Source organism: Micromonospora sp. WMMA1923, from assembly GCF_049179195.1.
Classification (GTDB): domain Bacteria; phylum Actinomycetota; class Actinomycetes; order Mycobacteriales; family Micromonosporaceae; genus Micromonospora; species Micromonospora yangpuensis.
This window is the reverse complement of sequence record NZ_JBMHLZ010000001.1, coordinates 767,189-781,271: the sequence shown is the minus strand read 5'-3', so window position 1 is coordinate 781,271 and position 14,083 is coordinate 767,189. Positions and strand designations below refer to the sequence as shown.

Annotated in this window: 11 protein-coding genes; 4 read left to right on the top strand and 7 right to left on the bottom strand. The window is 72.7% G+C overall.

The genetic code is table 11. The features are described 5' to 3' along the window. Window positions 1-8: 8 nt before the first annotated feature. Complete coding sequence (locus ACN28G_RS03595) at window positions 9-2,798, bottom strand: putative bifunctional diguanylate cyclase/phosphodiesterase (RefSeq protein WP_421478406.1); 2,790 nt, start codon at window positions 2,796-2,798, stop codon at window positions 9-11. A 370-nt stretch (window positions 2,799-3,168) separates the two neighbouring features. Here ACN28G_RS03595 and ACN28G_RS03590 point away from each other — a divergent pair, with 370 nt between their 5' ends. After that, window positions 3,169-3,501, top strand: coding sequence for a PH domain-containing protein (locus tag ACN28G_RS03590; protein WP_373868303.1), 333 nt, complete (start codon window positions 3,169-3,171; stop codon window positions 3,499-3,501). A 207-nt stretch (window positions 3,502-3,708) separates the two neighbouring features. Here the strand turns inward: ACN28G_RS03590 and ACN28G_RS03585 are convergent, their stop codons facing one another. After that, entirely contained in the window at window positions 3,709-4,632 is a 924-nt protein-coding gene (locus tag ACN28G_RS03585; protein WP_421478405.1) for a 2-hydroxyacid dehydrogenase, read from the bottom strand. Window positions 4,633-4,984: 352 nt separating this feature from the next. Here ACN28G_RS03585 and ACN28G_RS03580 point away from each other — a divergent pair, with 352 nt between their 5' ends. Then, window positions 4,985-6,184: a PQQ-dependent sugar dehydrogenase gene (locus tag ACN28G_RS03580; protein ID WP_091446088.1), complete on the top strand. Its 1,200-nt coding sequence runs from the start codon at window positions 4,985-4,987 to the stop codon at window positions 6,182-6,184. A 55-nt stretch (window positions 6,185-6,239) separates the two neighbouring features. Beyond that, complete coding sequence (locus ACN28G_RS03575; RefSeq protein ID WP_091435416.1) at window positions 6,240-7,886, top strand: metallophosphoesterase; 1,647 nt, start codon at window positions 6,240-6,242, stop codon at window positions 7,884-7,886. Window positions 7,887-7,963: 77 nt separating this feature from the next. Here ACN28G_RS03575 and gatB read toward each other — a convergent pair whose 3' ends face one another. After that, window positions 7,964-9,460 carry an Asp-tRNA(Asn)/Glu-tRNA(Gln) amidotransferase subunit GatB gene (gene gatB / locus ACN28G_RS03570; RefSeq protein ID WP_091435415.1) on the bottom strand — a complete coding sequence of 499 codons (1,497 nt, stop codon included), beginning with the start codon at window positions 9,458-9,460 and terminating at the stop codon, window positions 7,964-7,966. A 133-nt stretch (window positions 9,461-9,593) separates the two neighbouring features. Between gatB and ACN28G_RS03565 the strand changes: the two genes are divergently transcribed. Then, window positions 9,594-10,127 carry a hypothetical protein gene (locus ACN28G_RS03565; RefSeq protein ID WP_139135619.1) on the top strand — a complete coding sequence of 178 codons (534 nt, stop codon included), beginning with the start codon at window positions 9,594-9,596 and terminating at the stop codon, window positions 10,125-10,127. A gap of 25 nt (window positions 10,128-10,152) precedes the next feature. Here the strand turns inward: ACN28G_RS03565 and ACN28G_RS03560 are convergent, their stop codons facing one another. The 4 genes from ACN28G_RS03560 to gatC are packed head-to-tail and all read right to left on the bottom strand — an operon-like array spanning window position 10,153 to window position 13,963. Further along, on the bottom strand, window positions 10,153-10,785 hold the full coding sequence (locus ACN28G_RS03560; protein WP_091435413.1) for a DUF4276 family protein: 633 nt from the start codon (window positions 10,783-10,785) through the stop codon (window positions 10,153-10,155). Then, a complete protein-coding gene (locus ACN28G_RS03555; RefSeq protein ID WP_091435412.1) occupies window positions 10,785-12,170 on the bottom strand; it encodes an AAA family ATPase in 1,386 nt (461 codons plus the stop codon). The genes ACN28G_RS03560 and ACN28G_RS03555 overlap by 1 nt, the downstream gene beginning before the upstream one ends. 15 nt (window positions 12,171-12,185) lie before the next feature. Further along, window positions 12,186-13,661, bottom strand: coding sequence for an Asp-tRNA(Asn)/Glu-tRNA(Gln) amidotransferase subunit GatA (gene gatA, locus ACN28G_RS03550; RefSeq protein ID WP_091435411.1), 1,476 nt, complete (start codon window positions 13,659-13,661; stop codon window positions 12,186-12,188). Beyond that, on the bottom strand, window positions 13,658-13,963 hold the full coding sequence (gene gatC / locus ACN28G_RS03545) for an Asp-tRNA(Asn)/Glu-tRNA(Gln) amidotransferase subunit GatC (RefSeq protein ID WP_091435410.1): 306 nt from the start codon (window positions 13,961-13,963) through the stop codon (window positions 13,658-13,660). The genes gatA and gatC overlap by 4 nt, the downstream gene beginning before the upstream one ends. Between the last annotated feature and the right edge of the window lie 120 nt (window positions 13,964-14,083).

The window sequence follows — 14,083 nt, the reverse complement described above, 5'->3', positions numbered from 1 at the left end:
AAGCGAATTCAGCCGGCGGCCCCCGGCACCTCCGCCAGGTACGCCTCGACCCGCTCGGCGGTGGCCGGCCGAGCCAGCGCGTAGCCCTGCCCGTACCTGCAGCCGGCCCGGTACGCCCGGTCCACCTGGGCCGGGGACTCCAGCCGCTCGGCCACCAGCTCCAGCCCCAGCCGGGCGGCGAGCCCCACCACCGCGTCGACCATCGGTCGCGCCGACCCGAGCGGATCCGGGCGGATCTTCAGCAGGTCGAGCGGCAGCCGACGGAGCTGACTCAGCGAGGCGTGCTCGGTCCGGAAACCGTCAAGCGCGGTACGCACCCCGAGCGAGCGCAGTTCGCCGAGGCGGGCGGCGAGCGCGGTCTCCCCGGCTGCCAACCGGGGCTCGGCGACCTCGACCACCAGCCGGTCCCCGGCCAGACCGTGCTCGGCGAGGACGGCGGCGGTGTGCCTGACGAAATCCGTCGCGACCAGCTCCCGGGGCGTCACGTTGACCGCCATGAACAGGCGTGCGTCCCCCGCCGACCAGTCGGCGAGCTGCCGGCACGCCCGCCCGAGCACCCAGCGACCCACCTCGTCGACCAGGCCGAGGCTCTCGGCGACCGGCAGCAGCTCGGCGGGGTGCACGGTGCCCAGCACCGGGCTGCGCCACCGCAGCAGCGCCTCCGCGCCGACCGGGAGCCGGTCGGCCATCGCGAGCACCGGTTGGTAGACCAGGTCCAGCTCGCCCCGGGCCGCCGCGCCCGGCAGTTCCCGCTCCAGATCCAACCGCCGCAGCAACTGCTGTTCCAGCTGGGCGTCGTACCACTCGACGCGGTCCCGGCCGAGCTGCACGGCCCGCCGCCGGGCGAGGTCGGCCTGCCGCAGTACGTCGTCGGGGCCGCTGCCGGCGATCTCCGTCAACCCGATGCTGGTCCGCATCCGCACCACCGCACCGGCCACCCCGTACGGCACGGTCAGCGCGGCCAACAGCCTGGTGGCCAGCTCGTACGCCGGCACCGCCCCGGCCGGACTGAGCACGGCGAACTCGTCTCCGGTGAGCCGGGCGAGCAGGTCGCGTGCTCCGGCGGCGGCGCGCAGCCGCCGGGCCACCTCGATCAGCACCTCGTCCCCGGCAGCCCAACCCGGCCCGTCGTTGACCGCACCCAGCCCGTGCAGCTCGACGACGAGCACCGCACCCGATCCCCCGGGTCGGCCGGCACAGCGCGTCGCCAGCGCCCGGTACAGCTCGGCGCGGTTGGCCAGCCCGGTGAGCTGGTCGGTGGCCGCCAGGTGGTGCACCGTTCGTTCCAACCGCCGGCACTCGCCGACATCGCGCACATGCAGCACCACGGCGTCCAGCTCGGGCACCCCACGCTGGTCACTGACCGTGGACTCGGTCTCCCGCCAACCACCCTGACCGTCGGTCAACCGGGCCACCAGCAGGCCGGCCTCGACGTCGTGCCGGACCGCCGCGAGCCGGGCGGCCACCCGTTCCGCGTCGTCGGGATGCACCAGGTCGCGGAAGGGACGTCCCACCACGACCTCGTCGGCGAGGCCGAACAGGCGCGGGCCGGCGGGTGACTGCCACGCCACCCGCAACTCGTCGTCGAGGAGCAGGATCAGGTCCCGGGCCCCGGTCACCAGGGCACGCAGCCGGGCCTGCCGGGCGCTCCGGCGGGCCGCGTACCGGCGCTGGTCGGCGCCGCGCAGCAGTTCCCGGGCCACCAGGGGCGGGACCACGGCGAGGCAGAACAGCAGGGCGGTGGCGTCGAACCCCCCGACGGCCCGAAACTGGTGGCCACCGACCAGCAGGACCACCGTCGCCGGCACCACCGCCCGCAGCCACGTCCAGGCCCGACCGGCAGCCGGGCCGGGCTCCGGACCGACCACCCGCCGGGCCCCGGCCACCGCCAGCCACATCCCGAGTACCAGCGGCGGCACGCCCAGCAGCACCATCCGGTCGACGGCCGGCCCGGCCAGCTCAGTGGCCGGGCCGGTCAGGGCGGTGGCCGGCTGGGTCAGGGGTGCGCTGAGGGTCGCGGTCAGCAGGAGCAGGCCGAGCAGGAGTAGCGCCGACGCACCCCGACAGACCGCCGCCGCGGGTCGCCGGTGCCGGCCGGTCAGCGCGGTCAACGCGACCGCGCCGAGCACCCCGGCGAGGATCGCCGCACCCGTCTGGACCTGCACCGGCGCGTCCGGCAACAGCAACGACGTGGCCAGGGCCAACCCCACCGCCGGTACGGCCGGATCAACGAGTTGCCGCAGCCGGTCCCGGGAAGCCAGCCGGGACCGACCCGGCAACAGGACCAGTGCGGTGCCAGCGCACCCCGCGACCAGCAGCAGACCGACCGCCACACCGGCCGCCCGCCACGGGGGACCGACCAACGCGGGCACGGCGGTGGTCAGCCCCGCGGTCACCACCGCCGCGTTCAGCAACACCACCACCCGCAGGGCTCGGACCTGCGGAGTCACCCCGGTCGGCCAGGAGGTGCCAGCGGACCGGGCGAGGCCGGCCAGCCACCGGACGCCGGCTGCCCGGGGCCTACCGGCCGCCTGGGGCGTACCGGGCGGGCGGGGCGTACTGGCCGGGCGGGGTGTACCAGTCGCCCGGGGTGTAGCGGGCGGGCGGCAGGCGCAGGCCAACCGGGACAGCCGGAGCGCCGCCGGGACCGCGCCGACGGCACCGGCGAGTTCCACCACGGCCAACGTCGGGACCAGGCCGACCGCACCCGCCGCGACGAGCAGGGCGGTCACCGTCAGCAGGGCGAGGCCACCCGTCGGACGGCGGAGCAGACCACGAAAGGGGTACGGGACGGGCACGGCAGTCGCCTTCGTGAGGGGGCACGGGGCTCGGTGCGTGTCGTTCTCAACAGACCCTGCCGAAGGAGGGTTACGGCCTTGAAGAGGCGAACGAAGTGATCCGCATCACTCAAACGCCTCGGACGCCCGCCACCCGACGGCCACTCGGGCCGATCCACCGGCGGCGATGGGCCGAGTGGCACGCCGCTGTTCAAGATCGACTCGGTTGGGCCGATGTTGCGGTGTCGGAGCCCTTCCGACCCAGCCAGTTCAGCCCAACCGAGTCGATCAGGCTCCGGGGCGGGCCGCCTGCGGTCAGTCGTCCGGCAGGTGGGACGATCGGTGGGTGAGTCGCGCCGCAACCGTCCATTTCCGGCACAACCAGGCGCTCATGGTCGCGGCGGTCATCGCCACCATCGGCGCCCTACCACTGGCCACCGCCCGGTGGTATTTCCTGCCGCTGCTCCTGGTCCCCCTGGCCGTGGCGGTCTGGGGCTGGCGGGCCGGCACCCACGCCGACGCCCGGGAGCTCCGCCTGCGCGGGTTGGTCGGCCAACGCCGGATCCCCTGGGACCGGGTCGCCGAGCTGCTGGTCGACCGACGCGGCCGGGCCGTCGTCCGGCTCGCCGACGGCACCGAGTTCGCCCTGCCCGCCGTGCGCGGCAGCGACCTGCCCCGCCTGGTGGCCGTCACCGGCCAGTCCGTCACCGACGACCAGCCCTGACCCGTCCGCCAGACCGGCCTACCTACTTGGACGGGCCTACGCCGGGGCCAGCCGCCGACCGGGGGCCAGGATCAGTAGCCGGCGGGGCAACCCACGCCGGAGCCAGCCGCCGACCGGGAAGGGTCACGCCGGGAGCCAGCCGCCGACCGGGAAGGGTCGCCCCGGGAGCCAGCCCTCGACCGGGGTGACCGGCGCCGGGGGCCAGGATCAGTAGCCGTGGGTGACCTGGTTGATCAGCGGCTCACCGGCGGCGAAGCGGCGCAACTGCGCGCCGACCAGCCGGTACGCCCGGGGCAGCAGGCCGCGTACCGAGCCGGCGACGTGCGGGGTCAGCAGCACGTTCGGCAGCTCCCAGAGCGGATGACCGGCCGGCAGCGGCTCGGGGTCGGTGACGTCCAGCGCCGCCGAGATCCGGCCGGTGGACAGCTCCGCGACCAGCGCCGGAGTCCGGGTGACCGGGCCCCGGGCCGCGTTGACCAGGAGCGCGCCGTCGGGTAGGGCGGCGAGGAACCGCTCGTCGACCAGGCCCCGGGTCTGTGGCGTCAGCGGCACCAGGAGCACCACGACGTCCGCCGCCGGCAGCAGGTCGGGCAGGTCGTCGACGCCGTACACCCCCTCGTCGGGGCGGGCGGTCCGGGCGACCAGGGTGAAGGTGACCTCGAACGGGGCCAGCCGGTCGCGTACCGCCGTACCGATGGAACCGGCGCCGACGATCAGCACCCGCTTGCCGGCCAGCTCGTCGGTGGGCGCCACCTGGTCGTAGCTCCACTCGCCGCGCCCCTGGGCCCGCGCCATGGTGGGGAACCCGCGCAGCTGGGACAGGATCGCCGTGACCACCCACTCGGCGGTGGCCGAGTCGTGCACCCCCCGGGCGTCGCAGAGGGTCACCCCGTCGGGCACCCGTCCCACCCAGGCGTCGGCGCCAGCGGAGAGCAGCTGCACGGCCCGCAGGTCGGGCAGGCGGTCCAGCAACGCCGCGGCGTCCCCGCTGAGGAACGGCGGCACCCAGAACCGGACGCCGGCCAGCTCCGACGGCGGTCGTTGCGGGTCGTCGCACACCTCGACGGTGACGGTCGGCGGCAGCTCGCCGAGGAGGGTACGACCGGCGGGGTGCGGGATCCAGGCCTTCATCACCGCGACGATAGTGCGCCCACCCACCGCCCCGCCCGGCAGGAGCCCGCCGAACAGGGACAACCACGGGTGTCTCCAGGCAAAGATCTTGGAAGATTCCGGCCCCTGGAGGGGCGCGAATCTTCCAAGGTCTATTCTCCGGTCCCGGTGATCCCTTGCGCCCCGGTCCTGCCGAGGTGGGGCGGCTAGGCTGGTCCGGGTGAGCGTCCGTAGCCCGTACCACCGCACCGGCCGGCCCCACCCGACGCGCACCGGCCGGTCCGACGCGACACCGACGCAGGCCGGCCCGCTCGACGTGCGGCCGGAACAGGCCGGCCCGATCGACCCGACACCGGCAAGGCAGACCGGCCCGATCGACCCGACACCGGCAAGGCGGGCCGGCCGGGTCGACGCGACACCGCCGGGGCGTACCGGCCGGGTCCGGGCGGCGGCGGTGGTCGCCTGTGCGGCGCTGGTGCTGGCCGGGTGCAGCTTCGGCGAGCCTGAGCCGGATCCGGCGGGCGAGCCGCCCACCTTCCCCACCCCGTCGGCCTCGCCCGGTCGGAGCGAGGCCGAGCAGCAGGTGGTCGCGACCGTACTGGCCGAGGGCCTGCGGGTGCCCTGGGCGGTCGGCTTCCTGCCCGACGGCGCGGCGCTGGTCACCGAGCGGGACAGCGGCCGGATCCTGCAGGTCGGCCCGGACTCCGGGCCGGACGGGCTGGCCGTCTCCGTGGTGCAGACCATCGCCGACGTGGCCGCCGGCGGCGAGGGCGGGCTGCTCGGCATCGCCGTCTCCCCCGAGTTCGCCCAGGACCGGACGGTCTTCGTCTACTACACCACCGCCCGGGACAACCGGATCGCCCGGCTGGAGCTGGGCGGCCGGCCCACCCCGATCCTGACCGGCATCCCGAAGGCCGGCGTCCACAACGGCGGCGGGCTGGGCTTCGGCCCCGACGGTCAGCTCTACGCGACCACCGGCGACGCCGGTGACCGGGCCCAGGCCCAGGACCCGAAGAAGCTCGGCGGCAAGATCCTGCGGATCACCCGGGACGGTAAACCGGCCCCCGGCAATCCCGAGCCCGACTCCCCGGTCTGGTCGCAGGGGCACCGCAACGTGCAGGGTTTCGGCTGGGACCCCGAGGACCGGATGTACGCGGTGGAGTTCGGCCAGGGCACCTGGGACGAGCTCAACCGGATCACCAAGGGCGGCAACTACGGCTGGCCGAGGGTCGAGGGCCGGGCCGGGGACGACAGGTACACCGATCCGCTCGTCCAGTGGCCCCCCGGGCAGGCCTCCTGCGCCGGCCTGGCGGTCGCCGAGCGGGTGCTGGCCACCGCCTGCCTGCGCGGGGAGCGGCTCTGGTTGGTGGAGCTGACCAGCACGGGTACCGTCCTGGGTCAGCCCCGGGAGCTGCTCACCGGTCGGTACGGTCGACTGCGGGCGGCTGCCGTGGCACCGGACGGCTCGATCTGGGTGACCACCTCGAACCACGACGGTCGGGGTGACCCGGTGCCGGAGGACGACCGCATCCTGCGCCTGGTCTTCGCCGACGGTGGCGCCGGGCGGAGCTGACTCCGGAAAACTCCGGTTTGCCAAGATCTTTCATTGGGCAGGTCAGAATCTCGTTATGGACGACCAGGGGAACGACCAGGGCAGCACCCGGGACACCGGGGCGACCGACGGTGGACGCCGGTGGGCGCCACGGCTGCGGCGCCGGACCGGCCGGGGCACACCGGGCCGGCCCAGCGGGCTACGGCGGCTGGGCGTCGGCCTGGCGGTGCTGGCCGTCACCCTGACCGGAGTGGTGCTCGGGGTGCTGGGCGGCGGGCACGTCAGCACCGACATCGGGCCGTTCCGGGCCGAGTTGAGCCTGGCTCCGGCGCTGGACGGCGGCACCACCGTCGACATCCCCCCGCTCGGCTCGCTGCTGCTGGACAGCCACCGCGGACCGACGCACCTCAACGTGCAGCTCGGCGCGTTGGACCAGCGCCGCACCGAGGCGCTGATCGACGATCCGGCGAGCATCAGCCGGGCCAGCCAGTCCGCCGTCGAGGACGTCCGGCACGGCGTGATCCGCCTCGGTCTGCGTACCGTGGCGGTGGTGGTGCTGGTGACCCTGGTGCTGGCCGCGCTGGTGTTCCGCGACACCCGGCGGACGGCCTGGTCCGGCGGGCTCGCGCTGCTGGTCGTGGCGGCCAGCCTGGGCACCGCGGCCGGCACCGTCCGACCGCAGTCGATCGAGGAACCGCGCTACGAGGGCCTGCTGGTGAACGCACCGGCGATCGTCGGCGACGCCCGCAAGATCGCCAACGACTACACCAAGTACGCCGAGCAGCTGCGGCGGATCGTCGGCAACGTCAGCCAGCTCTACACCACCGTCTCCGCGCTGCCGGTGTACGAGCCGGAGCCCGGCACCACCCGGGTGCTGCACGTCTCCGACATGCACCTCAACCCGACCGGCTGGCAGCTGATCCGGACCGTGGTCGAGCAGTTCAACATCGACGTGGTGATCGACACCGGCGACATCACCGACTGGGGCAGCGAGCCGGAGGCCTCCTACGTCGGCTCGATCGCGCTGCTGCAGAAGCCGTACGTCTACATCCGGGGCAACCACGACTCGGGCCGGACCGCGGCGGCGGTGGCCCGGCAGCCCAACGCGGTCGTGCTTGACAACTCGACCACCACGGTGGCCGGGCTGACCATCGCCGGCATCGGCGACCCCCGGTTCACCCCGGACAAGAGCACCGCCCCGGCCGCCGGTGGGCTCAACGCGCCCACCGCCAACGAGCTGATCGGCAACGGCGAGACGCTGGCCACGACGGTGCGCAACTCGCCCCGGCCGGTGAATATCGCGCTGGTGCACGACCCGTCGGCGGCCGGTCCGCTGTCGGGCACCTGCCCGCTGGTGCTCTCCGGGCACACCCACGACCGGCAGGTGTCGACGCTGCCGCAGGAGCCCGGTCAGCAGCCCACCGAGCTGATGGTGCAGGGCTCCACCGGCGGTGCCGGGCTGCGTGGGCTGGAGGGCGAGAAGCCCACCCCGCTGACCATGAGCGTGCTCTACTTCGACACCGAGAAGCGGTTGCAGGCCTACGACGACATCACCGTCGGCGGCACCGGCCAGTCGCAGGTCAACCTGGAACGGCGGGTGGTGCAGGGCGCCAACCCGAGCCCCTCTCCCCCGGTGACCCCGACCCCCACCCCGGGCAGCCCCGGCACGCCCGGCCCCGGCACTCCGGCTCCCGGCGCGCCGGTCATCAGCCCGACCGGCTGACCACCGGCCACCGGCCACGCAACGGGCCTCCCTCTACCGAGAGGGAGGCCCGACGTGCGTACGGCTGTTCGGCGGGGTCAGCTCACGCCCAGCCGGGCCAGCACCAGCTCGCGGACGGTCTTGGCGTCGGCCTGACCACGGGTGGTCTTCATGACCGCGCCGACCAGCGCGCCCGCGGCGGCGACCTTGCCGCTGCGGATCTTGTCGGCGATGGCCGGGTTGGCGGCGATCGCCTCGTCCACGGCGGCGGTGAGCGCGCCGGTGTCGGAGACCACCTCCAGACCCCGGTTGGTCATGATCTCCGTCGGCGAACCCTCGCCGGCCACCACGCCCTCCAGGACGGTACGGGCCAGCTTGTCGTTGAGCTTGCCCGCGTCGACCAGCCCCTGCAGCTCGGCGACCTGCGCCGGGGTGGCCCCGATGTCGGCAAGCTCGGTACCGGTCTCGTTGGCCCGGCGGGACAGCTCGCCCAGCCACCACTTGCGGGCCGCGGCCGGGGTGGCCCCGGCGGCGACGGTGGCCTCGATCAGCTCGACGGCACCGGCGTTGAGCACCGACTGCATGTCGGAGTCGGAGAGCCCCCACTGCTCCTGGAGCCGGCGGCGGTGCAGCCGGGGCAGCTCCGGCAGGGCGGCCTTCAGCTCGGCCACCCAGGCGGCGTCCGGGGCGAGCGGGACCAGGTCCGGCTCCGGGAAGTACCGGTAGTCGGTGGCGGTCTCCTTGGAGCGGCCGGGCGTGGTGTCCCCGGTGTCCTCGTGGAAGTGCCGGGTCTCCTGGGTGATCCGGCCGCCCGCGTCGAGCACCGAGGCCTGACGCAGCATCTCCGAGCGGACCGCCCGCTCCACCGACCGCAGCGAGTTGACGTTCTTGGTCTCGGTCCGGGTGCCCCACTCCTGGCCGGGCAGGTTGAGGGAGGTGTTCACGTCGCAGCGCAGCGAGCCTTCCTCCATCCGTACGTCGGAGACGCCCAGCGAGCGCAGCACGTCACGCAGCTCGGTGACGTACGCCTTGGCCACCTCGGGGGCGAGCGCACCGGTGCCAGGGACCGGCTTGGTGACGATCTCGACAAGCGGGATGCCGGCCCGGTTGTAGTCCACCAGCGACTCGGTGGCACCGTGGATCCGACCGGTGGCCCCGCCGACGTGCAGGGTCTTGCCGGTGTCCTCCTCCAGGTGCACCCGCTCGATGCCGATCCGCACGATCTCGCCGTTCACCTCGACGTCGAGGTAACCGTCGACGCAGAGCGGCTCGTCGTACTGGCTGATCTGGAAGTTCTTCGGCATGTCCGGGTAGAAGTAGTTCTTCCGGGCGAACCGGCACCACTGGGCGATCGAGCAGTTCAACGCCAGGCCGATCCGGATGGTCGCCTCGATCGCGGCCTTGTTCGCCACCGGCAGACTGCCGGGCAGGCCGAGGCAGACCGGGCAGACCCGGGTGTTCGGCTCGCCGCCGAAGTCGGTCGGGCAGCCGCAGAACATCTTGGTGTTCGTGCCCAGCTCGACGTGGGTCTCCAGGCCGATCACCGGCTCGAAGCGGGCGACGACCTCGTCGTACGCGGGCAGTGTCGTGGTCATTGCGACGCTCCAGGCGCGATCCGGACAGAACCGGTCCAGCCTATCGGGGTTGCCACCCCACCCCACCGCCGGGTTTCACCGCCACCCCGCCGCAGTGGCATCACCACGGCACCGACGGGGTACGCATCGACGCATGACGAAAACGGGGCATGACCAACAGGCGGGACCGGCCTCGGCGGGACGGGGCCGACCGTACGGCGTGATCGGGCTGATCGTCGCGGTGGCCGTGGTGTTCTCGATGCTCACCACGGCGCTGGTCGGCGGTGCCGGCGACACGGAGGGGTTGCTGACGATCGCGCTGCTGTCGGCACTCCCACCCGCGGTCGGCGGGCTCGTCGCCCTGCTGCTCGCGCCGAAGCTGCTGCACCGGCTGCCGGACAACGGCCGGTCGCTGCCGCAGGTGAAGCGGGCGCTGCGCGAGGGCCGCTGCGACGATCCGCGGATCGACCGGCTGGCCCGGGCCGAGGCACACCGGCTGCGGCGGATGAACCGCTGGTGGCCGTGGCTGATGAGCGCCTTCGTGCTGGTGCAGCTCAGTCTGGCGGTGTTCGCCGACGGCCTGACCAACCGGATCGTCGGCGGGGTGGCTGCCGTGGTCTGGCTGGGGTTGCTGCTGGTCTGGCGACGCGCGGTCGGCCGGGCCGACCGCTACCTGACCGGGCTTTGAGGTGGTGACGGGACCAGCAACCGCCTCAAGCGGGACGGTAGCCCAGGGTCGTCAGCGCCTGCCGCGTGTCGGTCCACCACCGCTGATAGGCCGGAACCTGTTGTAGACGGTCCAGCGCCACGAGTTCACCCAACTGCACGTAGTGGTCTTCTCTGGACCGGCTCACGCGCTGCATCAGGTCATTCAGCACCCGCTTCGGGTCGCCCAACCGCTCGACGTGTGCGGGATTCGCGGGTAGGCCCATCGTCTCGTCCGTCCAGCCCCGCACGCCGAGCGCGTCGCGAAGGGCATCACCGTCAGCCAGTAGCCACGCCTCGGTTTCACGGACCGGCACCACCGCGACCATCTGCTCGACCCGATCACCCCACAGAGTCCGCAGCGGTGTTACCCACTCCCGTCTCACCCGGTCGGCATCCGCCCCCTGGTCCCGGTGAAAGAAGATCAGCGAGAAGGCGGCCCGGTTCTCGTCGACGAGATTGACCACGTCTTGGACCGAAGAGGGGCCCTTCCGGTCCCTCAGCACCTGCACGTCGGCGACCTCGACGGCGTCCTCAAAAGCGGTGTAGCAGAGTTGCGTGAGCGCTCGTCCCAGCAACCTCGGTAGAAACTGGTCGTCGGTGCGCCCCTCGGAGACCAGTGCGGAGGTGAGATACCGCATCAGGTGCCCAACTCCGCCTGCACCTCGAACTCGGCGATCTCACTCGGGCTTACCACGGCGCTCCTGAGCGCGTCATCGAAGGTGAGCTGCCGGGCGCCTGCGATGGCACGCCAACGGGAGATTCGGCTGGGCCGATGTCCTCGTTGCACCCGGCTGACCACGTCCATGAAAACGGCAGCGACTTCGCGATCGTCCAATGGTTGCAACGCGCGAAGAATCGCCGGGGAGTGACTACTTAGAATCAGCTGGGTGAGCGCAGCACCGTCAGTCGGGCTGTTGAGCGCCCGGTCGACCAGATTCCGGAGGTAGCGCACGAACTGGGCCAGTCGCTGCGGGAAGATCCCGTTCTCCGGCTCCTCGAAACAGATCAGACCTGCTCCTCGGGGATCGTAGAGCGCCGCCAGCAGGGCAATGGCACGGAGGGTGCCATCCGAGGCGACCCGTGCGGAGAACGGCGCTTCGTCCCGGGTCACCACCATGACCTGCCGCTGCCGACGGGCGTCGTCCTCACTCAACCGCACCCGGGTGACGCCGGGTATGACGGCCGCCAGATCGGCGGAGAGATCGTTGAGGACTCCGTCGGGTCTGTCGTCGGTCCCGGTCTCGTCCGCCAGCCTACGAAGGGTGTTGGCGAGGTGACCACCGTTGGCGGCGAGGTTGTCCGGATCGTCGTAGGAGTCCGGGGCACGGAGCGCGCTCGGGTCCAGGTGCAACAGTCGCCACGACTGCATCTCCCGCTTGAGCGCGTAGAGCAGCGGGAAATCGGTCGCGGTGGTCAGGCTCGACAGCACGGTCGCGGTGGCGGCCGACGCCGGAAGTCTCCGCTTACGCCCCTGGTTTCCCTGCTGTCTGATACTGAAGACCGGCCTGCCGGGGTCGTCTGTCTCGGTCTCCAACGGGTCTGCGCCCGGACGGTAGGCTCCCAACCGTTTCCGCTGCTCGGCGTTCCGGTGCTCCATCCACTTGTCGTCCGCCCGTCGGATACGGCGGACCACCTCCCGGACCACGTACGGCCGCTGGGAACCGCTCGGGGAGATGGATCGAAGCTCGATCTCCAGCTCGTACCGAAGTCGGGAGTGGTGGACCTCGGCGGTGTCGCCGAACGCATCGGTCACCGATCTGTCCAGCAACACCTCCGCCGCGAAGGCCATCGTGGTGAACGGAGGTCCCTCCGTCGGCCGGTGGAACAGGTCCACGACGTCACCCCGCATGTGCTGGGCGGCCTCCAGGACCGGATCACTCGCCAGCCGGCTCAGGAACTGGATCGCATCGAAGAGGTTCGACTTACCTGCGGCGTTACGGCCGATCACGACGAGGAAGGGCGGGACGTTCAGCTCGAAGTCTCGGAACGACTTGAAACCGTCGATCTCGATGCGCGTCAACATCCCGCCCCCCTGTCTCTACAGCGCCGGCGGGGTGAGGGTGCCGACCACCGACTCCAGGGCGGCGGCGACCCGGTACATCCGGTCGTCGGCCAGGGTCGGGGCCATGATCTGGAAGCCGACCGGGAGCCCGTCGGAGAGCCCGCACGGCACCGAGATGCCCGGCCCGCCGTACAGGTTGGTCGGGATGGTGTAGAGGTCGGCCAGGTACATCTGGTACGGGTCGGCGGTGCGCGCGCCGAGCGGGAACGCCACCGACGGGGTGGTCGGCGAGATCAGCGCGTCGACCCGCTCGAAGGCCGCGGTGAAGTCCCGGGTGATCAGCGTACGGACCTTCTGCGCCTGCCCGTAGTAGGCGTCGTAGTAGCCCGAGGAGAGCGCGTACGTGCCGAGCATGATCCGCCGCTTGACCTCGGGGCCGAAGCCGGCCTCCCGGGTGAGCTGCATGACCTCCTCCAGCGACCGGTTGCCGTCGTCGCCGACCCGCAGGCCGAACCGGACGCCGTCGAACCGGGCCAGGTTGGAGGAACACTCACTCGGCGCGATCAGGTAGTACGCCGGCAGCGCGTAGCTGAAGTGCGGGCAGGACACCTCGACGATCTCCGCGCCCAGCTTGGCCAGCGCGTCCACCGACTCCCGGAACGCGGCCAGCACGCCCGGCTCGGCACCGTCACCGGAGAACTCGGTCACCACGCCCAGCTTCACCCCGGTCAGGTCGCCGGTCGCGCCGAGCTTCGCCGCCGCCACCACGTCCGGCACCGGCTGCGGAATGCTCGTGGAGTCGCGCGGGTCGTGGCCGCCGATCACCTGGTGCAGCAGCGCGGCGTCCAGCACCGTACGGGCACACGGGCCGGGGGTGTCCAGCGAGGACGAGAAGGCCACCAGGCCGTACCGGGAGGTGCCGCCGTAGGTGGGTTTCGCGCCGACGGTGCCGGTGACCGCGCCGGGCTGGCGGATCGAGCCGCCGGTGTCCGAGCCGATCGCCAGCGGAGCCTCGTACGCGGCCAGCGCCGCCGCGCTGCCCCCACCGGAACCGCCGGGGATCCGGTCGGTGTCCCACGGGTTGCGGGTCGCGCCGTAGGCGGAGTACTCGGTGGAGGAGCCCATCGCGAACTCGTCCATGTTGGTCTTGCCGAGCATCACCGTGCCGGCCTCGCGCAGCCGCTGCACGATCGTGGCGTCGTACGGCGGACGCCAGCCCTCCAGGATCTTCGACCCGACGGTGGTCGGCACGCCCTTGGTGGTGAGTACGTCCTTGACCGCCACCGGTACGCCCGCGAGCGGCCCCAGCGGCTCACCGGCCGCCCGGCGCTCGTCGACCGCCCGCGCGGCCGACAACGCGCCCTCGGTGTCGACGTGCAGGAAGGCGCATACCCGGTCGTCGACCGCGGCGATGCGGTCCAGGTGGGCCTGGGTGACCTCGACGGCGGAGGTCTGCCCGTCGGCGACCAGCCCGGCCAGCTCGGTCGCGGTCATTCTGGTCAGGTCGCTCACGATGCCACATCCTCGTCCAGGATCCGGGGCACCCGGAACCGCTGCTGCTCGGCGTCGGGCGCGCCCGACAGCGCCTCGGCCGGGGTCAGGCCGGGCACCACCACGTCGTCGCGCAACACGTTGGTCAGCGGCACCGAGTGGGAGGTCGGCGGGATGTCCGCCGCGGCGACCTCGCCGACCTGTGCGACCGCCTGGAGGATCACGTCGAGCTGACCGGCGAAGGTGTCCAGCTCCTCCTCCGTCACGGCGAGCCGCGACAGTCGCGCCAGGTGCGCGACCTCCTCGCGGGAGATGGCGGCCATCGGTGCCCCCTTCGTGGCTGTCCTGCTGCGTCAAGCGAGTCTATTGTCCGGCGCTTTCGGCCTGCCGGCGGCTCCCACCGGCCCACCCGGTACGGGTCACGGCGGCACGGAGCGCCGGCT